Source organism: Candidatus Uabimicrobium amorphum, from assembly GCF_009002475.1.
Taxonomy (GTDB): Bacteria; Planctomycetota; Uabimicrobiia; order Uabimicrobiales; family Uabimicrobiaceae; genus Uabimicrobium; species Uabimicrobium amorphum.
Map to the genome: position 1 here is coordinate 2,745,942 of NZ_AP019860.1, position 21,758 is coordinate 2,767,699.

The following is a 21,758-nucleotide window of genomic DNA, read 5'->3' on the forward strand; positions in this document are numbered from 1 at the left end:
GATTCTCCTACTTTAGCCACTTAATTTCGAGCCCTAGTTCCCGGCGAAGTACGCTATGTTCTTCGGATATATTAAAACAAAACAAAGCCTTGATCATTTCTTCGTATTTTGTATCTCTAAAATTTGCAAAGTCAATATTTTTCACCGCACAATATCCCTCAATGGAAGCCTTCAAAGAATCGGACATCAGTAGCGCACAGTTATTTGCTGCTTTTTCCAGATGAAGACGATAGGCATTGGTATCGGCCTGGAATACTTCCGTTAGTACGTCCATACGCTCTTCTAATTGCTTCTTTATTTTTCGTGGTAGGGAATTACGTAATTTGCGAATAATTGCTTCGCGTTTTTCAGATATTGGTTTACCCGTCTCAGCAAAAGACTCGACAAGAACAGACACACAGTCAACATATTCTTCGTTGTTTAGCTTATATGCCATAACCTGCTTGCGCGCCGCATAAAATAGAGTTCTTGTTACGACAAATTTTTGGGCGTTCTTTGTCAACTTTTGCCATAGTTTCCATCCAATTACAATACTGACAGGATTGGTATTTTCCAAGTAAATTCCATCGCCATCGTACGTGTAAACGGTTACTTGATCTATGGATAAAAATTTCAGTATCCGATAAATGCAATCCTGCATTTCGCTGTTTTCGTGAAAACTTTCCTGCTTTTCTAACGAAGGATAATTTTCCCACAGTGGTGGATATGCTTTATCGGTGTATGCATCCACAGAAGCCATCACCTCATGCAAAGTTCCACGCATATTTTCGGGGATAAACTTCTCTTGAGTAGTTGTGTCTAACCAACCAGAAGGGACACGCGGCGTAATACGCTCTAGGAAAATTTTTTCTTTGGGTAATAGTTTTCCCAACATTAAAGCCCCTTGGCAACACAAGTACATTCTATCATACAAATTTTCTTTTTGGTATAGGTTAAACAATTTATTGTATGAGTCGCGACGAAAAGGATTCTGTAGAATCAAATAAAAGTGCTCGGTAATCGCATTCTCTACTTGTTTTTTGTCTGTCGCCCATATGTCGGCGAGCGCAGCATGAGCTTCGGTATGGTTCGGATCTATTTCGCACAGTCGTTGATAAATGTCGGCCGCTTTTTCCGCCGCATCTAAGTGGTTTAGATAACAAAACGCCTGTGAGCTCAGTATTGCTTTGTACTCTTCGTCGTCTTCTACAAATTTTTGCAAATATTCTTCGCAAACAACGATAACCTGATCGTATTTTTTTTCACAAGTGTAAATATCGATAATTTTTTGCATCGCTCTAAAATTTTGCGGTATAATTTCGAGCGTCTTTTCATAAGAAAGGATCGCCTTCTCGGCATCTTGGCTACCTTCCCAATGTATCTTCGCCAAGGACATTATACACGAAACTTTTTGAAAATTATTTTCGCACAACTCCATCTGCTTTTCGACATAAGACTGTGCATTTTCCCAATCTTGCATCTTGCAACTCAAAGTGATATATTTTTCAAAGAAATCGTTATTGTTGGGGAATTCCGTACATAATTTATCGTATATCAGCTGACATTCACGCCAATTTTCATTTTTTTCATGTACCTCGGCTATCTTTAGTAATGTTTGGTGACTATCTTCTATTTGCAAAAGTTTTTCATAGTATTCGATGGATGTATCCCATTCGCCCTTTTCCATATGAAGTCTCGCCAAACCCTCCAGAACTTGTTTTTGATCTCTATTTTCCTTTAAATGCTGGAGATAACCATCAATAGCCCCTTCGGTCATTCCCATTTTATCTTTAATAATAGCCAAACGTAAAGAAATATTCATCATATCAATTTCGGCATGACGCGACGGAGTATTTTCCAATTTCATGTAATACAACAGTGCTTCATCCCACTGTGCATTGTCATAATACAAATTTGCCAAGTGATCGAGAGACAAAGCAAAATCGGCCTTGTACTCTACCGATTTTTGATAGCGTAAAATCGCCGTATCCGTATCGCTTAGTTTTTCGGAGATCTTACCCAAGATGTAATAAATGTCTTCTAGCGCGACCTCTTTTTGCGGATAGTGAGTTAACCTTTGGTACAAACTTTGCGCAGCAACCCAGTGCTGAAATTCGTAAAAAATATCGGCTAGATGGTAGATGGCCTGAACATTCTGCCGATCGTAATCAATGGATTTTTCGTAACAATTTTTGGCTTCATCAACATTTTCCAATTGTTGCGCATAAACTTGCCCTATTTCAAAATATAAAAGGCTGATAACGCCACGGTTGCTTTCCTGTGAAATGCGTTGTTCCATAACAGCAATAAATTCAGACCAATTTTGCGTTTCGCGCCAACACTGGCAAAGAGTTTCGAGATTTTTTTTATGAGAAGGAAGAATTTCCACAACTTTTTGAAACTCCTCCACCGCTTTCTCCAGCGATTTTTTGTGTAGTATGCAACCCATTTCAAAATGCAAATCAGCTTGTTCTTTGTTGCTAAGTTCTGTTTGTAAAAGTCTACGATTTGTTCCTATTAACAATTCATCGTTGTGCAAATCGCGGTAAAGTTTTTGCAAAATCCTTAAGATCGCAGCATCGTTCTCTATTTCAAAAGCTTTTTCGTAGGCCTCTGCCGCTTTAACCTCAAAACGATTGTCCCCTTCATAAACTTTACCTAATTGCTGATATAACTCCGCTAATTTTGTACGATTTTTTTCAAGGAGTATCGCTTTCTCAAGTATTTGTCCCTGTCCTTCAATGTCATCTTTTCGCTTATATAAGTCGCGCAATGCCTCAAGGGCCTTTTCATTTTCCGGAGATATTTCCAAAACCTTGTTATACATCTCTTCGGCCTCGTCGAGTCGATGTAAGCGATGGTAAAGGATGTTCGCAGTGGTCAATTGCAAAGGCAAAATTTCACCAGTAATATTTGCCTTTAGTGCCAATGAAATTTGTAGCTTGTATATGTCGACTAAGTTTTCATAATCTTCAATGTAATTGTAAAGGCGAATTAGTGCCACAATGGCGTTGTTGTTTCCAGAATCAATCTTGAGAATTTCCTTGTAGCAAATGATGGCTGCGTTATTCTCAAATAAACGATTCTCCCATATAATCGCCATTTCACTCCATAGATATATTTTTCGTGGATTATCATTGATAATAAAAATCTCTTTATGACATAGATCTAGATACTCTTGAAAGTATCCCCAGTTTTTATATAAGTTTTGCAGTGTATGCAACAAATTTACATCTTGAGATTGAATTTTAAGAGCTTGTTCGTAGTGATGAATCGCCTGTTTTTCTTCAAAAAGATAGTGTTCGTAAATACGACCTAAGTCTATGTGTAAATGGCAAATCGCATTTTTTTGCTTAGTAAATTCTAATTTTTTTCTCTTTATTTCTGTAACTTCCAGCCAATCACGTTGTTTTTCATATATGGTTTCTAATGCATTTAACGCTTGTAAATTGTTACTGTCCAACAATAGTATTTCACGATAAATAGCAATCGCCTCGGTAATTTTATGCTCTTCAGCAAAGAGAATATTTCCCAATTCCCCTAACAAATAAATCTTTTGTTCATTGGCACAGCGCTCGATCATTTGCTCTAGCAATGCACAAAGAGCTGTGTAGTTTTTAATGCCCTTTAAAAGGCCTATGGCGTGTTTTGCCGTAGGCTCGTGATAGTGATTATCAATCACTTTTAAGTAGTACTTCACTCCTTGGTGAGGATGCCCCAATTTTTGCTCCCATATACGCGCTATTTTAAAATACAACGCGGCACGCTCTTTTGCCGTTTTCACATGCTGCACTTCCGCAAGTAAATACTCAATGACTCTTGTCCAATCTTTTTTCGCTTCACAAAGTTTACGAATACTCCGTAAAGCAGGTGCAAAACCACCATCTTGTGATTGGACCGTCAATGCCAGTTCGTAGTATTTAATTGCTTCGTCAATACGCTGTAGTTTCTTTTCGAATATGGTACCCATCTTGTAAAAAAACTCACGTTCTTTTTCAACTCCTTTTACATAGCGCACACGCAAAGAATACAACTCAATTAGTTTTAGCCAATTACGTTCTTTTGTATATAATTTCGCTAAGACGTTAAATATTTTTTTACTTTCGGGGTTCAGTTCTAATGCTTTTTGAAAATGCACGGCTGCTTTGTCAACTTCTTTTAATTTCTTAAGTAGCAAACTACCTATTTTAAAATGTAGGTTCACTTGCGCGTCGTTATCCGATGTAAAAGACAGTTTTTTCTCTAGTACATCAATGAGTTTGTCAACCTCATAATTATCACCGTACAATTGTTGTAAATGCTGTAAGATAACTGTATCTGCTCCAAATTCATCGAGCATACTTTCGAGATGCACAATGGCTTTTTCTTTGTTCGAAAGCTCTTTATCATATACATCGACTAATTCTAGAGTTGTTTTCTTTTTCTCTTTAGGAGAAAGGTATTGTAACTCTTCTTCCACATATCGCGTATACTCCTCCCAACGTTCTTCGTTGCGCAACAACTTTTGTAATCGCGCCAGCACCTCATGTTTTTCTGGAAGTGTTTCGTGGGCTTTCATGTAATACACAATAGCATCGTTGTAGTTTTCAAATTGCAACAACGAAATTTCGCCCAGTTCCTTTTCGACAAGAAATAAACGGCGCGCATTTTTTTCGATGGAGAGTTCTGCAATGAGAACATGCACTAATTTTTCGTATTGCTTTCTTTCGCGGTATAAATTTTGTAAACCACGTATCGCCACCAAATTATTTGCATCTATTTTCAAAACCTGTAAATAGTGTGTAATTGCCCAATCTTTTTCATTGAGATTTTTTTCAAAAAGCTCTGCGCAGAATATATGCAGTGCCTCTTTTCTCTTACGCGAAATATCGGCAATAGCTAGCTCTGCGAGATACGATTCAGTTAAGGCCGCAATATTTCTCTCTTTTTGATATACACGTTGTAGCGATTTTATCGTCGGTAGGTGACCAGGTATAATCGTCAGTATCTTAACATAAATTTCTGCGGCGGTTTTTTGATCGTGAAGCTCTTCTTCGTAAATTTTTCCCTGCAAGAACAAAAATTGCGCTTGTACAGCATCGCTCTTTGCTAATTTCCTGCGTTCATCATAAACTGCAATCAATTTTTGCCAATCCTCTTGCTCCCGATATATGGAACTCAACTTTTCTTTTATTCGGATATTTTCGGGGTATTTTTGAGACAGTTCTTCGAGAATCACAACCGCCTTGTTTATTTCATTTAAAAAATTCTGCCAAATATTTGCTATCTGCAAACCAATTTCTGGGTCATCTTTCAGTTGTTGCTTTTTATCAAGTATTTCTATCAACAATTGGTAATTTTTGTTACACAAACACACTTTCTCTAAGCACTCTATTGCGTGTAACGATTCATCGTCAACTTCTAAAGCTTTTTGATAATGGATGATTGCTTTGTCTTCTTCGCGTAGATGTTGGTAAAAAATATTCCCCAGTTCGATATATAGATCGTGTTCTCCTCCGGTGACATCGATCAATTTATCTATAATTTCAATTGCTTTGTGGTACTCTAATTTTACCAAGTGTAGTGATTTTAATTTTTGTAGTGTCGTGGTTTGTAAATTCAGGTCTAAAGCTTTGTAGTAATGGCTAATAGCAGCGTCTACATCGGGAATATGCTTGGTGTATATTTCTCCCATTTGTAGGAAAATTTGCTCTGAATCGTTCGTTTTCTTCAATTTGGCCTGGCAAATTTCCACTACTTTTTCCCAATCTTCTATTTTGTAACTTATTCTCTCAAGTTTTTCGAAAATAGTATCGTCAGAGGTCTTGGCGAGTATTTTTATATAAAGACGTTGAAGTTTGTAGTTATCCTCAATATGTTCTTCGTAAACATTTGCCGCCTTTTGCAAAATTTCTAATTGCTCTTTTTCTTCTAACTTTTTAGCATACAACGCACTCAATTCTGTCCACATTTCTTTAATGCGATAGCACTCTTCCAAAGATACGTATGCACTTGAGAAATCTAGTTGTTGCAATTTTTGCAAATACAAAATTTTGTCATCTGTGTTGTCGCTTAAATCGGCCAGTCGTTTGTATAGGTCTATTTTAGAGGCATCATCAACCAGAAAAGTCTGTTCATTTAAATTCGCAATAAGCAGTGATGTACGATTGTGGTCGCTGTAAAGCTTTTCCAAAGTTTTGAGAATCTCTAAATCATCAGGAACATTTGCAGTGGCTTTCTTGTAGTATGTAAGCGCCGCGTCTATGTCATTTTCTTGCACGTAAATATCGGCTATTTTTCGTTGTATCGCCGCGACTTCTTTGCAATCTTTGGTCAAAGCCATCTCTTTTTTCAAGTAGACAATTTGTTCCGTTACTTGTTGCAAATCGGCACAAATTTTACTTAACTTACACATGATATCAAGTTGTGTAGGCTGCAAATAGTGCGCTTTAACGTAGTATAGTTTGGCGGTGGGAATATCTTTCAATTGTTCCTCATACACCGTCGCGATTTGTTGATACAATGCGGCAACATCTTCTGAATACGGTTGAAAAGCGGCCTTATTCAATAATATGCCCACATATTTTTGCCAATCGCCTTTCTCTTCATAGTTTCTCAGCAAAATGTCATTTGCTTTGGTTTCATCCGGTTCATAGTGCAAGATTTTACGTAGATGCCTCTCTTGCTTTTCCCGATCACGATCGACATACATTTCGGCCAAAGAAAAATGTAGGTCTATACTTTCTTGCTTGTTTTCGTTTACGGTGAGTTCTTTTTCACCAACCTCAATATACTTCTCAATCTCTCCACGTTTTTTATGTAGCCTTCGCAAGGAGACATAAGACGGGAGAAATAGAGAGTTAGACGCCAACGCTTTTTCGAAATACGCAATGGCATTATCTTCATCTTCAAGATGTTCATCATATATTGTCCCGATCTCGTGGTAACGAATCTCAGGATCTATCGCTGTTAAACGAATTTCGTCTTCAATTACTTTGATAAGTTCGCGATAGTTTTTACTTTCGGTGTACTTATTGCGTAACTGCAACAATGCTTCGTTATGGTCACCTTGGATCGCAATAACTTTCTGGTAATAACTACCTTGCTGTTGGCTTAAAGACTCCGGTAGTAATTTTGCGATATTGTAATAAATAGAAACTCTCTCGGCTAAAGAACTATATTTCGATTTGTGTACCAAAACTTTAACAAGTTGCTCATAGCGGTGCAATGCTTGGTATGTTTGAGTTAAATACTCTATTGCAATCTCATCTCCCGGAGATAATTGCAAGATGTTTTCGTATATTTCCACAAGGCGATCAATATTCTCTTCATTTTGTTTACTGGCCTTTAAATCTACCGCACAACTATGAAGCGTATATGCCTTTTCTTGTTTGCTCGCCAGCATCGCCACCTTTTGTTTTTTGTACAAATACCATTCGTGGATATTTTCTTTGCGCCACAAAACATCGCAAATACTTTCAATAATGTTGATGTCTGACTTTAATAGTAAAGCTTTTTCGTAAAAAACAATTGCGTTATCCAACTCGGAAAAATGCTCATCTTTTAAACGGGCAAGCTGCAAATAAGTCTTGGCTTTTTCTTCTTTCGCTTTTAAAAAATCTAACTTTTGATTGAGTACAGTAATCAGATGATCGGGATCGTCTTTGTATATTTCCTCTAAACGCGATATGATTCTTTCACGATAAGGTGTCCCAGTGATTTTTTGATAACTTTGTGCGGCTTTTTCCCATTTATTTTGCTCAAACTGTAACTCTGCCAATTGGAAGTAATAGCGTTCTTTTTCTTCGACTGTGTCACTGAGATTGATAAGTATCTCTAAAACATGGTAATATTTTTCATATTGCTGTTGTTTTTCGTATATGTCTAGCAGGTGAAATTGAATGGTCTTACTTTGCGGATTTACGGTTGCCGCTTTTTCGTAAAAACAAGCGGCATTGGTCAAATCTTTCAACTCAAAAAAATAAATATTTGCAATGTTTGTCGCTAATTCTTCTTGGGCCACAACGGACGAATGTTCGATTTTCTGCTTGTAAATGCCAATGAGTTCTTCCCATTTTTTTTCATTTTGATAGTGTATTTCCATTTCGAGAAATGCATCATCGCGCTCAGGAAGCAAATTCATACATGTTTGTAGCAAATCGATCGTTTCGGAAGAAAACGCACGATGTATTTTTTGCAAACGCGCCGCTTGTAAAAAATAACGATACGCTTCTCCCTTAGTCTCGTCTTTAATTGCCTGAGCATGATCTATGTGCAAATGAATGAGTGCATTCCAGTCTTCTTCTCTTGTGTACTTGTGCACAAGCTTTTCAAACATCTGTGTGTCGTGCGGCATTTCTGCAAATTTTTTTACTAAATCGTCCATGTGCTTCGATCCCAAAAAAATTATCCGGCAACTTTTCCTACATAGATATAGCAAACGCCTGAGGTCAGCGATTTAAAATAAACCTCGGAAAACGCTTGCGTTTTTTCCATAAGCTCAATAAATTTTTTTCCCGTAGGAAATTGCGCTGACGATGTATTTAAATACTTGTACGCTTTTCGATCTCCGCTTATAATTCCGCCAACAAACGGAAGTATATAACCGCTGTATAAATTGAAGAACGGTTTTATTGGCCAATGTGGCTGACCAAATTCTAAGATTAAAACTTTCCCTCCGGGTTTCACCACACGCGCCATACTTTTTAAGCAGTCTTCGGTATTATCTACATTGCGTATTCCAAAAGAAATTGTGGCAATATCAAAAGTATTGTCGGGGAAAGAAAGATCTTGTGCATCTTCTATTTTCCATTCGATTTCCGGATAATTCGACTTAGACTTTTTTTCTGCCAATTCCAACATCGGCGCGCAAAAATCGGTTCCGACAATACGCCCTTGGCCTTTATTTTTTTTGTAAAACGTAATCGCAACATCACCGGTACCCGTTGCACAATCTAAAATGGCATCACCAGGCTTTGTTTCACTCATTTTGATGAGTCTATTGCGCCATAGATGGTGAATCCCTAAAGACAAAACGCTGTTTGTTCTGTCGTATGTCCCCGCAATTTGTGCAAACATATCATGAATTTTTTTACTCATAAGTGTAAATTCCTAGGTTGTTAGTCTTGTAATTGTTGTCCTGATGTAAAATTTGCAAGTGGTGTTGAAGTCGCCATTGCAATCACATCTCCTGGGTCAACCCCCGAAAGTATTTGAATATAATCTTCATCGTAGAGACCGACAACAACGGAAACAGGGTAAGCATAACGCTTTCCTTTCTTGCGCAATACTTTACATACCATGGCCTGACTCTCTCCACGTATATCTTTCTGGAAAAATACTGCACGGCGATCAACTAAAACACACTCAGGTATTTTTTTAAGCGAAAATGTCACTTTGAGTTGCATTCCCAAGTTAACAGGCATCTTAATACTAATATTCACCTTTACCAAATGGTCTTCAGCCACAGCACTGTGTATTTTACCTTTTTGTTGTTCATCGTTCGGTAAGGTCACCGTCACTTGGTTTTGCATTTCCAGCAAACGAAACTCACTTTTGCTCATAACAACTTGTAGTTGATGGGTAGAAGAATGATACTCTCCAAGAATATCCCCCGCTTGTACGTTATTGCCTACTTTAGAATACGAACTGAGTAATTGACCAGCAAATGACGCTTTAATTGTGTTGTTCTGTGCGTTTTGTAGCCATTTTTTCTCGGCAAGTTCATAATTCTGTCGTGCCTTTTGCAATTGTAGCCATACATCGAGAGCACTTGGTTTAATACTTTTCGCAAAGCTCTGTACACCTTTTTTCCAGGAGGAAAGGTTAGAACTATTGACGGTACCTTTCTTACGGTACATTTCCGAAATTTGCGCAATTTCTTTTTGCGCTTTTGCCGAAAGTCCACTCACTTTATTCTTTTGTAATTCCCAGGTGAGAAGTGCTTGTTGCAACTCCATTCGTAGCTGTTCGCGCTGCAAGCTGTTCGCATTGTCAATAACAGCAATCACTTTATCTTTGTTAAGTTTTGTAGTAACCAGTTGTTTTATCTTACCAGAAGCAGGAGCTACAATGACATGCGTTTGTGCAGGCACAACTTTCCCTACAATCGAAATCTGCGGCACTAACTCATCGTTAATTGCTTTTGACTCGTTAATTTTGGGTAGTGTAGGCGCACCACCTATTTGCAATAACAAAAAGCTGTTTATCGAGATAAGCATGATGATGACAATGAATAAACTAAAAGAAACAATACCAGTTGTGCCTTTATCTCGACTGCGTACACTTTGAATAGCTTTTACAGGAGAAACAGGGTCAGGTTTTTTCTTATTTAAAAAATCTTTGATGTTTTGTTTGGGAGTTGATGGCCCAAACAATATATCTGGTTCTTGTGGAATTTCTTCGGTCAATGATGCTGCAGAACGTCCCTGAGCCTGGCTCACAAAAAGACTATCAAAAGAAACATCGGCAGACTCATACAAACTCTCGTCCGCTATTTTAGGGTTTTCTTCGTTGTTTTGTATGCGAGAAGTACGATACTTTTCAATTTCATCGGCATCAAATTTCACATTGTCCTTATCGGGATAGGCTTTGATAGCGCCTTTTTCGATAATTTTTTTCAATTCACCTTCGTCCACTCGCAATTCTCGTAGTGCTTTGCGCACGGAAACGTACTTTTTTTGCTTATTTTTATCTGTACCCATGCTGATTCCTATAGAAACTTTTTTTACAGTCTAATTCACAAACTGCCTGTCTTGTGTTGTAACTCACGAAAGCATAGACAATTATCCTATCTATCAAACTTTCACTATTAGGAGTTATCTTTTAAAATATGATTCTACTTCCCTAGACTTCCTCGCGACTTAATATCTCTTGGATAGCGATATTCGCTCTCTCGCGAATCAAAGGTTCAGGATCTTTTAGTGCTTTATTGAGTAAATGGTTTGTTGAACGTGATCCGATTTCAATCAAAACCTGAATGGCCGCAAAACGTACCAATGGTGCTTCATCTTCAAAAGCAAACATCAAAGTAACAATAGAATTTTCTCCCTGTATACGTCCGAGAGCAATCACCGCTCTTTCGCGAACGCTAATATCCGTATCGTATATCGCCTTCATCAAAGCCGGCACTGCCTCCTGGTTACCTACATGGGAGAGAATGCGCGATGCTATTTTTTTGACCACCAAACTATCGTTCTCTAAAGCTTTGGCAAGATATCCAGATGCTTTTTCACCATACAAGGCCATAGACTCTACAGCTTCACGGCGAACTTCCCAATCCTTATCTTCTAACATGCTAAGTAGTGCATTCAAAGCTTTGAGACTACGTATTTTTCCCAAGGCCTTCACGCTTGTCAAGCGTACCCCGGCATCTTCATCACGAAGTGCTTCGATTAAAATCTGAGTACTTCGATGATCCTGCATGTCTCCTAAAGCCTCGATTACCTTTTGTCGCACGCGCGAGCACGGATCGTTTCTCGCCCCGGCAAGAGCGCGTAAACCTTCGGAAGAGTTTATTTTTTTTATCACTTCAACAGCATTATAGCGCACTTCCGCATCGGGATAGTACAACGCGATAAAGAGTGCTGGCATAGCAATGCTTCCCAGATGCGCAAACAAATCGGGTAAATCTTCATCGTTCTCCAACAAAAAAACCAGAGCTAAAATTACCGGATTCCCAATTTCATTTAACATGGCAATCGTCACATTTTTAAATGCTTGTGGTTGTATTTGGTAACTCTTTACTAAACCGTAAATGATGCGTAAAATATCATCATTAGCGACTCCTGAGTGAATAATCTGCATGATTTCCAATTGATTGTGTATGGTCTCTAGATTGTTTTGCGACGCATTTCCGGAGTTCTTCACATGAGCGACATAATTTTGGAAAACGGGCAAGCATTCTTCCATATAGCTTGATAAAACCTGCGAACAATCGATAGACGGACTCTCGTAAGAGCGGTCTTTGCGCAAAATGTCAACAAGCAATTTCACATCACGCAATCCTAGCTTCGCTAAAACTTTGGCAAAGTCCTTGTTGGGGGTTTGCGATGATAGTAATTGTCTTAGCCGATACGCAGCTTCTTTATCCTGATTATCTTCTCTTAGTACTTGCAGGACTTTTTTATAGAAATTTTTCAATAATTTTTCGGACATAATTGTTTGGTAGGATAGGGAAATTAAATTTAGATATATAACGTGGTAGGTTGAGAATGCACTCCTACGCAAATTTTACAAATACTTTGGAGCGAAGTGCATGTGTTTTATTGTAAGTTTATTTACGAATAATGTCAAAGAAAAACTCCGGCAAGGACACGGTTTGTTATAAACAAGTCCCTGAGCTAAATTCGCGATAAAAATGTTCGGTTTTTGTATTTTTTTTGGTATGCTGTTACAAACACCAAGATGCATGATATATACCTTAACTACTATCTCGTAAAAAATAACCACATAGGACACGGGAAAAGCAAATTAACTTGTGAGGGTAAATGCCTCACTTGCAACAAAGTTCTTTATAGAAGGTCAGATATGTTTAAGATACGTTTATTGTGTGTGTTCATTGCCACAATTACCCTGTGTTGGTCACAAACAGAACCCACACAAGGTCTTCGCAATAAAACACCGCAAATCATTGCCATTACCAACGCCAATGTTTTTATTAATCCATCACAAAAAATAGAAAATGCAACCATTGTTATACGTAACGGTTTCATCGAAAGCGTTGGGCAAAACATTACCATTCCTCCAGAAGCGCAAATCTGGGATGTACATTCGTCCACCGTTTACCCAGGTTTTATCGAAACGTTTAGCGACTATGGTTTACCTCAAAATTCAGGCAACAATGCAAACAACAGTTGGCTTCCTTCTACAAACAAAAAAGGAACTCCGGCAGGTGGTAGGCACTGGAACGATGCCGTTCATGCAGAAAAAAGAGCAGCCAAAGCATTTTCGGCCAACAACAATAAAGCAAAAGAACTTCGTTCACAAGGGTTTACCATTGCGCAAACCTCGTCACTCGACGGTATTTTCCGTGGACAAAGTGCAGTTGTTTCTCTAGGTAGTGACCCGACAAATAACGCTGTACTAAAGCATAATCACGCACAATTTGCTTCCTTCCGCAAAGGAAGTTCGAAAAGCAGTTACCCAGGTTCCTTAATGGGAAGTATTGCTCTCATCCGTCAAGTTCTTATGGATAGTAGTTGGTATCAAAAAGCTTATACAGCATACGCACGCGATACAAGTCAAAAAAAGCCAGAGCTAAATTACAGTTTAGAAGCCCTACAAAACGTTTTATCTGGTCAACAATCCATTGTATTTAGTACAAGCAATGAACTATCGTTGTTACGTGCCGCAAAAATTGCTCAAGAATTTGGTCTTACGTTTATTTATAAAGGTAGTGGTTACGAATACCGCCGCTTAGAAGCGATTGCCAAACTACAGTCTATCCTCATCGTCCCGGTCAATTTCCCTCATGTCCCCGACATCACAACCCCTGAGCGTCAATTTGATGTTTCTTTAGGCAAGCTAAAACACTGGAATGCCGCAAAGGAAAATCCGGCCCTACTCGAAAGAGCAGAAATCGCTTTTGCGTTTACCACAAACGGTCTAAAGAACAGTACACAATTTTTGACAAATGTACGCGAAGCCGTTGCCAGAGGACTATCCACACAAAAAGCATTAGAGGCTTTAACAACTGTACCTGCAAGAATTTGTGGCATTTCGCAAATCGCCGGAACAATCGAGAGAGGTAAGCAAGCAAACTTTGTCATAAGCGATGACGATATTTTTGCCAAGAAATCTCAAATATATTCCGTTTGGGTTCGTGGAGAAAAGTTTGTGTTGAAGGAACGTCAAAAATTCAATTTTAATGGAAAATGGCAAGTATCCGACAACAAACATACATTTGAAATTCACATCGAAAACAACAGTAAAGCGACCATCCACAATCTAGAAGGTGCACACATCGAGGACTTCGCTACGAACAATAACCAACTTCACTTCCAAGTCGTAGCCACACAAGGAGTCTCACGTTTTTCAGGTCGTATGTGGCAAGAAAAACTTTCGGGTATTGTTCTTTCACCGCAAAATGAACGCAGTACTTGGCAAGCACAGCGCAAATTGAACGACGAAACCAAACAACAAAAACAAGACGAACAAGAGAACACACAACAACAAGCGGATAAAATGCTATTTGAAATCGTATATCCCAACAAAGCCTTTGGCCGAAAAACGATTCCTCAGCAAGCCTACACGGTGTTTGTCAGCAATGCCACGATTTGGACTTGCGCACAACAAGGTAAGATCGAAATAGCAGATATGATTGTTCGCGAAGGAAAAATCATCCAAATAGGAAAAGATTTATCACCTCCTCCTGAGGCAATTGTCATTGAAGGAGAAGGCATACATATCACTCCAGGCCTCATCGATGAGCATTCTCACATTGCCATAACTCGTGGAGTTAATGAAGCAACCCAGGCAGTCACGGCCGAAGTGCGCATAGGTGACGTTGTGAACAGCGACGACATAAATATCTATCGTCAATTGGCCGGAGGAGTTACCAGCTCTCAATTGTTGCATGGTTCGGCAAATCCGATTGGTGGTCAAGCACAGGTAATCAAATTACGCTGGGGAAACCTACCGGAGGAAATGAAGTACCAAGACATCCACAAAGGCATCAAATTCGCCCTTGGGGAAAATGTCAAACAAAGTAACTGGGGAGACAACTACACAACACGCTACCCACAGACAAGAATGGGTGTCCGCGAAATTTTTTACGATGTATTCCAAACAGCACGAGAATATGAAAAAGAGTGGCAAAACTATCGACAACTTAGCGAGACAGAAAAACGCAAAGTAATTCCTCCGCGCAGAGATTTAGAACTAGAAGCGATCAACGATATTCTGCACAAAAAAATGTTCATTCACTGCCACTCGTATGTACAAAGCGAAATACTATCACTAGCACGTCTCGCCAATAAATTTGGCTTTTCCGTAGGGACATTCACTCACGTATTAGAAGGCTATAAAGTAGCGCGCGAACTAAAAGAAACTGGGGCCATGGCCTCGTGCTTTTCCGATTGGTGGGCATATAAATTTGAAGTTTACGATGCCATCCCCTACAATGCTGCGGTTATGCATCGCCAGGGCGTTGTCGTCTCCATCAACTCCGATGATGCCGAAATGGCGCGCCGCTTAAATCAAGAAGCCGCGAAAGCAATCAAATACGGTGGTCTTAGCGAAGAAGATGCGCTCAAGCTGGTCACCATAAATGCTGCCAAGCAGCTATACATAGATAAAAAAGTGGGTAGCCTTGAGACGGGTAAAGATGCCGATTTTGTCGTATGGAATCATCATCCACTGTCCTGTTATTCGCGCGTTCTACAAACGTGGATTGACGGCCGCAAATATTTTGATGTAGAAGAAGATCGTAAAATGCGTAGTGAAATTCGCCGCCAAAAAGCCGCCCTTATACAATTGGCACTAAATAAAAAAGCCAAAGGCGAAAAAGTAGAGGAAACCTCTGCGGTCAAAAAGAAAAGACATTACCACTGTGACGATATCGAAGATGCTGTTAGAGGGAGAGACTAAAGTGAAATTCATTTTATTTATGCTAACTTTGGGTTTGTTGTACGCTTCAGACATAGTACCTGGTGCTCCGCAAGAAAAACCAATCGCCATCACCAACGCAACAATACACACAGTGAGTGGTGACGTCATCACCAATGGAACTGTTCTTTTTGATAAAGGTGTCATTACCGCTATTGGCGAACAAATTCAAATTCCCAAAACCAGTGAAGTCATTGATGCCAAAGGCAAACATGTTTATCCTGGTCTTATTGTTCCCTACTCGACACTTGGACTTGTTGAAATTGGCGCTGTTCGCGCTTCAAAAGATACAAGAGAAGTAGGGCCTATAAACCCCAACGCCCACGCGTACACTGCTTATAATATGGATTCCGAGATTATTCCCACCGTACGTTCGAACGGTATCCTGATTGCTCACATTCTACCCCAAGGAAGACTATTTTGCGGAACATCATCGATTATGATGCTAGATGGTTGGACCGTCGAAGATGCTTCACTAAAAAGAAGTGCAGGGATTTATTTATCGTGGCCATCCATGACGGTCTATGAAAATTGGTGGATCAAAACTTCGGCAAGCGAACAACGTAAGAATATCCAAAAGAATATTCAAAAAATAAACGATATTATGCAAGATGCGCGGAAATATCAAAAAGCCTTAGAAGCAAATCCTCATATAAAAAGAGACATTAGGTGGGAAGCTCTGTTACCCATGTTGCAAAAAAAAGTTCCATTGTTTATCAATGCTTCGGAGTACAAGCAAATAGAAGCGGCAGTGGCCTTTGCGAAATCACACGATGTGCGTATCGTCATCGTTGGTGGTGCTGATTCGTGGAAATTAACGCACTTGTTAAGTGAAAATGACATTCCGGTTATACTACAAGCCATAAATTCGTTACCGCGCCGCGGCGAGGAAGACTATGATTTAGCGTTTCGTCTACCGCAAATACTCGAAAAAGCCAATGTAAAATTCTGTCTCTCAGGAGGTACCGACGGTGACAATTATTGGAATATACGTAACTTGCCTTTTCAGGCAGGTACCGCAATCGGCTACGGACTAAATAAAAATACTGCTTTGCGAGCCATTACACTCTCAGCAGCGGAAATTCTCGGTATTGATGAGCGCGTAGGCTCGATTGAAATTGGCAAAGACGCGACCATTATTATTTCTCGTGGCGATGTTCTAGATATACGCAACAGTCACATTGAACACGCCTTTATTCAAGGGCGCAAAGTAGACCTAGATGATCGTCACAAGCGTTTGTGGCGCAAATACCAACAAAAATATAAATAGTAAATACGAGATGTGGGAGAATTCCTTCTCCTGCATCTTCTCCAAAGATTCTGTTTAAAGGTTAAAAATAGTCATGTATGATTTTGAAAATTTTCGTCAACATGTTCGTTCTTTATCTCTGAGTCAGTTTGTCAAAAAATTTCCCAAACCCATTTTGATTATTGAAAAACGACCAAAAATACAACATGAAAAAAATGTAAATTTAATGCGTACCCAAACTATTTCTACGGCAGGTTCGCTCTTGCGTTTTCAAGGTTTTCGTTTAGGATCACCTCCGCAATACAAAGCACTTGTGTATTGTTTTGACAACAAGAAGACCATAACCATTGGACGTACGAACAACAATGACATTACACTACGCGACGATTCCGTGTCCAAAGCGCATGCTTACTTCAAAAATAAAAGTACCTTTACCGGTTTCTTTTTGCAACGCAACAAAGAATTATGGAATCTCGTTGACATGGGTTCAGAAAATGGAACCTTCATCAACGGAGATTTTTTGGAAGAAAATGAGTCACAAACAGTTGATGATGGCGCATCAATTGTTATTGGTGCTTACTACTATGCCACTTTCTTTCTTCCCAAAACTTGCTATGAATATCTCCAGTCCTTAAGATAGGTACTTTACTTTGCCATTTATTACGATTATCGTTTTTGGGCATATTGCCATTGTGCTCAACGCATTGTTATGTACTACAGATGGTTTATTTGTCACACAAACACATGCATCCAACTTATGGTGGCATGTGGCTAGTAGCACTATTGTCTTTTTCGGACTGTATAAATGTTACGCTCGTGGAATAACAATATACCAAGCGCGACTATTGTGTGGCATATGTTGTTTCTTGTATATTTTCATGCCGCCTACCTTATCAGACGACATTTACCGTTACATGTGGGATGGCGAAGTTTCCATGAGTGGTGCATCTCCTTACCAGCAAAAACCGCAAGACCATGTTATAAACCCACAAATTTATCCACATCTAAATTCACAACAATACTATTCTGTGTACCCACCATTTTCGCAATTATTGTTTCAAATTTCTGCGACAATGCCCACTGTACATCTGCGCTTTTATCTTTACAAAATACTGTGCTTTATTTGTTTTGCGACAACAATTTTTTTACTTAAACAAATGCTACCACCGGATAAACATCTCTGTAACTTGTTGTTTATAGGCTGCAACCCTGCTTTACTCGTAGAACTTGTTGGGCAAGGACACACCGAAATATTTATGGTAACCGCATTAATTGCTTGCCTATACTTTTTAGAATCGCACCGTGGTTTGTCAATGTTGTGCTTATCATTTGCCGCCCTAACCAAACTGTATCCCGTTCTATTATTTCCTTTTGTTATTCTGCGTAAAAAATACCTCAAATATCTATGGATTCCACCTTTAACATGTGTATTATTGTGTTTGTGGTTTTACAGCGAGGGGATGTTCCTGAATATCAGAGAATCTCTACAACTTTACACGCAAAAATTTTCTTTTAATTCTTTATCCTTAGTTTTCTGGGAGAAGAGCTTTTACTTTTTAGGTGTAGATGACAACTACACATGGGCGCTAAAGGCATGCTGGGGCACTTTCCTCGCGTTGTATGCATGTATTTTTGTGATATATGTTCGCTGGAAAAATGTTCATTTTCATCAAAGGACATTCGCGAACATTGTTTTCCTTATCTTATTGTTGTACTCATTGTGTAGTCCCATTGTACATCCATGGTACATCACACCTTTACTCGTCATGGCCATTCTATGCGAAAAAACCCCACGTGTTCTTATGACATGGTCCATTCTCATTATCCCCACCTACTTATTTTATCTTTCTGAAAATCTTTTGTGGCGTAATATCTATGTATTTTTTGAATATCCACTTGTGGTATTCAGCGTCGTATTTTGGATGTTAGAAAATACAATGCGTGCTTTAGCACACCGTAAATATAATATTTGTAAAGAATTTATTGTAGGAAATAAAGTTCTAGATAATGGCAGCGCCGAAGGTTATTTAGGAGAGTACATACACGAAAAACTTCACATAAAAGTTCACAATTTAGATGTGTTACCGTTGAATAAAAGCTATTTACCTTATACAATATACGACGGGAAAAAAATACCACTCGCGGATAGTTCGATCGATACAACCATTTGTGCTCTTATGCTACACCATTGTGAAGACCCACAACAAGTATTGAGTGAAGTAGTCCGTGTAACAAGAAAACGCATTATTATTTTGGAATCGACATTTGAAAACACGTTTGATTTGAAATTATTGCAGTTTTTTGACCGTTCAGCAAATTTTGTACGTAGCTATGGTAAAATGGGAAAAGAACAACTACATTTTAAAACGGTAGCTGAGTGGGAGGTACTGTTCAAAAGTTACCAACTAAATATACATAAGGTATTTTGGGCAAATCGTTTTATTCACAAGCATGTGGTTTTCATTTTAGACAAGGAATAAACAATGGATTTGATGTCAATAGAAGAGACCAAAGCCGAAGTGTTACTTAAGTTTCGTAACGAGGGAGAAATTATAGAAATATCTTTGGGAAACGATGAGGCGTTGCGCACAGCGAAGCAACTACTAACTAGTATATCACGTAATATGACCGCTGAACAAAAAAGCGTTTTAATAGATAGTCTCGTGAGATCCAATACTCAGAGAATAATAGATGAATCTTACTAGTAAGACAGGAAAAAACATGAACAAAAAATGGGTGGGGACAAACGTACCGCGAAAAGAGGGTATAGAAAAAGTAACTGGAAAAAGCAAATACATTGACGACCTCACTTTCCCGGATATGATATATGGTATAACAGTACGTAGTGACGTTCCCCGTGGTACAATACGTAAAATTCATTTTGCGGACAACATTAACTGGGATGAGTTCACCATCGTTACCATAGAAGATATCCCCGGCGAAAATGTGGTTACTTTGATAGAGAGCGACCAACCTTTTTTGGCCGACAAAGAAATTCGTCACCAACAAGAGCCAATTCTTTTACTCGCTCATCCAGATAAAAGTTTGCTAGAAGAAGCACGGCGTAGCATTCGCATAGAAGTTGACGAGTTGCCTGCGATATTCAATATTGAAGAGTCTTTAAACAAAAAGCAAATTATTTACAGCGACGATAATATCATCAAAGAGTATCTTATTACCAAAGGAAACACCGATGATGTTTGGGACAGCGCTTACAAAATTGTTAGTGAAGAATACCATACAGGTGCCCAAGAACAACTATATATAGAAAATAATGGCATGATCGCCATTGCCAATGACGAAGAAGTAACGGTATGGGGCTCCATGCAGTGCCCTTACTACATTCATAAAGCTCTTATGCCTCTTTTCGATCTACCAGCAGAAAAAATTCGCATTATCCAAACCGCAACAGGTGGAGGCTTTGGTGGCAAAGAAGAATATCCGTCTATAATAGCCGGTCATGCCGCACTTCTAGCACGCAAAGCGCAAAAACCCGTAAAGCTAATGTACGACCGCGCCGAAGACATGGTCGCCACGACAAAACGCCACCCATCGCACACGCGACAAAAAATTGCGGTAGATGAAAACGGAAAACTTTTGGCCATCGACATTGATTTTGTTCTAGATGGAGGCGCATACACAACTCTCTCTGCGGTTGTACTCTCACGCGGCGCCATTCATGCCGCAGGTCCGTATGCTTGCGAGAACATACGCATACGCGCACGGGCTGTAGCAACCAACACCCCTCCACAAGGCGCCTTTCGTGGTTTTGGTGCCCCACAAAGCATTTTTGCTTTCGAAAGACACCTTGATTTAGTCGCCAAACAGCTCAACATGTGCCCAGTAGAGTTCCGTAAACAAAACTTTTTACAACAAGGTTCTCTCAACGCCACAGGGCAAAAAATCGAAGAAGAGGTTCGCCTCGATAAAGTCCTAGATTTGGCGCTTGAAAAGTCGCAATACTTTGCGAAGAAAAAGCAATTCGCTGTTCACAATTCGCAAAAAAACGTCAAAACATACAAAGGCGTTGGCCTAGCTAGTTTTTATCATGGAGCAGGATTTACCGGTTCAGGAGAAGTATATCTTGCCTCTATCGTCGGAGCACGTCTAACTGCGGACGGTAAAGTGAAGGTTCTTGCCGCCAGTACGGAAATTGGTCAAGGAACAAATACCATCTTCTCACAAATAGCCGCCGATGCACTGGGAATTGACTATGACATGGTAGAAATTGAAACCCCAGACACATCCAAGGTTCCCAACAGTGGCCCTACAGTCGCGTCGCGAACCTGTATGATCGTAGGTAAACTCGTAGAATCTGCTGTTTGTGGAATCCGCGACACACTATTGAAAAGTAATTTACTTACCTCCGAATACACCTCGCAACAATTTATCACCGCAAGTAAAAAATACCTAGAAGACTTCGGCGAGCTCAAAATTTTCGTGAAATACAAACCTCCTGCGGGAATACATTGGGATGAAAAAAACTATCGCGGTTCTGCATACAGCGCTTATGCTTGGGCTGTGTATGTTGCCGAAGTAAGTGTAGACAAATACACATATGAAATGCAGGTCGATGACTTTGTTGCAGTGCAAGAAGTCGGTGAGGTTGTACATCCTATTCTAGCACAAGGACAGATAGAAGGTGGCGTTGCCCAAGGTATAGGGTATGCCCTATATGAAGATGTTGTTTGGCGCAACGGACAGATGGCAAACAATCAAATGACCAACTACATTATTCCCACATCTCTCGATGCCCCCGACATACGAGTGTTCTTTTCGGAACCTTTTCAACCGGGAGGGGTGCGCAAAGGTATAGGAGAACTACCAATGGATGGTACAGCCCCTGCAGTGATTTCCGCTGTAGAAAATGCAACAGGGAAACATGTTTGTCATGTTCCACTACGTCCTGAAGATCTGATGATGCTGTATAGAAAAGAGACCTAAA

10 protein-coding genes are annotated in these 21,758 nt (G+C 39.5%); 6 read left to right on the plus strand and 4 right to left on the minus strand.

Going from position 1 to position 21,758, the window contains the following annotated elements; genetic code table 11:
• Nucleotides 1-7 precede the first annotated feature (7 nt).
• The 4 genes from UABAM_RS09760 to UABAM_RS09775 form a co-directional block, all read right to left on the minus strand.
• A complete protein-coding gene (locus UABAM_RS09760; protein WP_151967815.1) occupies nucleotides 8-8,344 on the minus strand; it encodes a tetratricopeptide repeat protein in 8,337 nt (2,778 codons plus the stop codon).
• A 20-nt stretch (nucleotides 8,345-8,364) separates the two neighbouring features.
• Nucleotides 8,365-9,057 carry a bifunctional demethylmenaquinone methyltransferase/2-methoxy-6-polyprenyl-1,4-benzoquinol methylase UbiE gene (gene ubiE / locus UABAM_RS09765; RefSeq protein WP_151967816.1) on the minus strand — a complete coding sequence of 231 codons (693 nt, stop codon included), beginning with the start codon at nucleotides 9,055-9,057 and terminating at the stop codon, nucleotides 8,365-8,367.
• A gap of 20 nt (nucleotides 9,058-9,077) precedes the next feature.
• The gene (locus UABAM_RS09770; protein ID WP_151967817.1) at nucleotides 9,078-10,661 is read right to left on the minus strand and encodes an efflux RND transporter periplasmic adaptor subunit; all 1,584 of its coding nucleotides are present in this window, start codon (nucleotides 10,659-10,661) and stop codon (nucleotides 9,078-9,080) included.
• Nucleotides 10,662-10,803: 142 nt separating this feature from the next.
• On the minus strand, nucleotides 10,804-12,114 hold the full coding sequence (locus tag UABAM_RS09775; RefSeq protein WP_151967818.1) for a HEAT repeat domain-containing protein: 1,311 nt from the start codon (nucleotides 12,112-12,114) through the stop codon (nucleotides 10,804-10,806).
• A 372-nt stretch (nucleotides 12,115-12,486) separates the two neighbouring features.
• On the opposite strand from UABAM_RS09775, the gene UABAM_RS09780 reads away from it, so the two are divergent.
• The 6 genes from UABAM_RS09780 (at nucleotide 12,487) to UABAM_RS09805 (ending at nucleotide 21,757) form a co-directional block, all read left to right on the plus strand.
• On the plus strand, nucleotides 12,487-15,546 hold the full coding sequence (locus UABAM_RS09780) for an amidohydrolase family protein (RefSeq protein ID WP_173013230.1): 3,060 nt from the start codon (nucleotides 12,487-12,489) through the stop codon (nucleotides 15,544-15,546).
• A 1-nt stretch (nucleotide 15,547) separates the two neighbouring features.
• A complete protein-coding gene (locus UABAM_RS09785; RefSeq protein ID WP_173013231.1) occupies nucleotides 15,548-16,834 on the plus strand; it encodes an amidohydrolase family protein in 1,287 nt (428 codons plus the stop codon).
• Between the two features lie 73 nt (nucleotides 16,835-16,907).
• On the plus strand, nucleotides 16,908-17,453 hold the full coding sequence (locus tag UABAM_RS09790) for an FHA domain-containing protein (RefSeq protein ID WP_151967821.1): 546 nt from the start codon (nucleotides 16,908-16,910) through the stop codon (nucleotides 17,451-17,453).
• Nucleotides 17,454-17,463: 10 nt separating this feature from the next.
• A complete protein-coding gene (locus UABAM_RS09795; protein ID WP_151967822.1) occupies nucleotides 17,464-19,293 on the plus strand; it encodes a methyltransferase domain-containing protein in 1,830 nt (609 codons plus the stop codon).
• A gap of 3 nt (nucleotides 19,294-19,296) precedes the next feature.
• A complete protein-coding gene (locus UABAM_RS09800) occupies nucleotides 19,297-19,518 on the plus strand; it encodes a hypothetical protein (protein ID WP_151967823.1) in 222 nt (73 codons plus the stop codon).
• A 16-nt stretch (nucleotides 19,519-19,534) separates the two neighbouring features.
• Nucleotides 19,535-21,757 (plus strand): xanthine dehydrogenase family protein molybdopterin-binding subunit, encoded by a 2,223-nt coding sequence (locus tag UABAM_RS09805; protein WP_173013232.1) that lies wholly within the window; start codon nucleotides 19,535-19,537, stop codon nucleotides 21,755-21,757.
• Nucleotide 21,758 lies beyond the last annotated feature (1 nt).

Coding starts and splice junctions, on each gene's coding strand:
- UABAM_RS09800 (WP_151967823.1), top strand. CDS start 19,297: ATGGATTTGATGTCAATAGAAGAGACCAAAGCCGAAGTGTTACTTAAG.
- UABAM_RS09780 (WP_173013230.1), top strand. CDS start 12,487: ATGTTTAAGATACGTTTATTGTGTGTGTTCATTGCCACAATTACCCTG.
- UABAM_RS09790 (WP_151967821.1), top strand. CDS start 16,908: ATGTATGATTTTGAAAATTTTCGTCAACATGTTCGTTCTTTATCTCTG.
- UABAM_RS09760 (WP_151967815.1), bottom strand. CDS start 8,344: ATGGACGATTTAGTAAAAAAATTTGCAGAAATGCCGCACGACACACAG.
- UABAM_RS09805 (WP_173013232.1), top strand. CDS start 19,535: ATGAACAAAAAATGGGTGGGGACAAACGTACCGCGAAAAGAGGGTATA.
- UABAM_RS09770 (WP_151967817.1), bottom strand. CDS start 10,661: ATGGGTACAGATAAAAATAAGCAAAAAAAGTACGTTTCCGTGCGCAAA.
- ubiE (WP_151967816.1), bottom strand. CDS start 9,057: ATGAGTAAAAAAATTCATGATATGTTTGCACAAATTGCGGGGACATAC.
- UABAM_RS09775 (WP_151967818.1), bottom strand. CDS start 12,114: ATGTCCGAAAAATTATTGAAAAATTTCTATAAAAAAGTCCTGCAAGTA.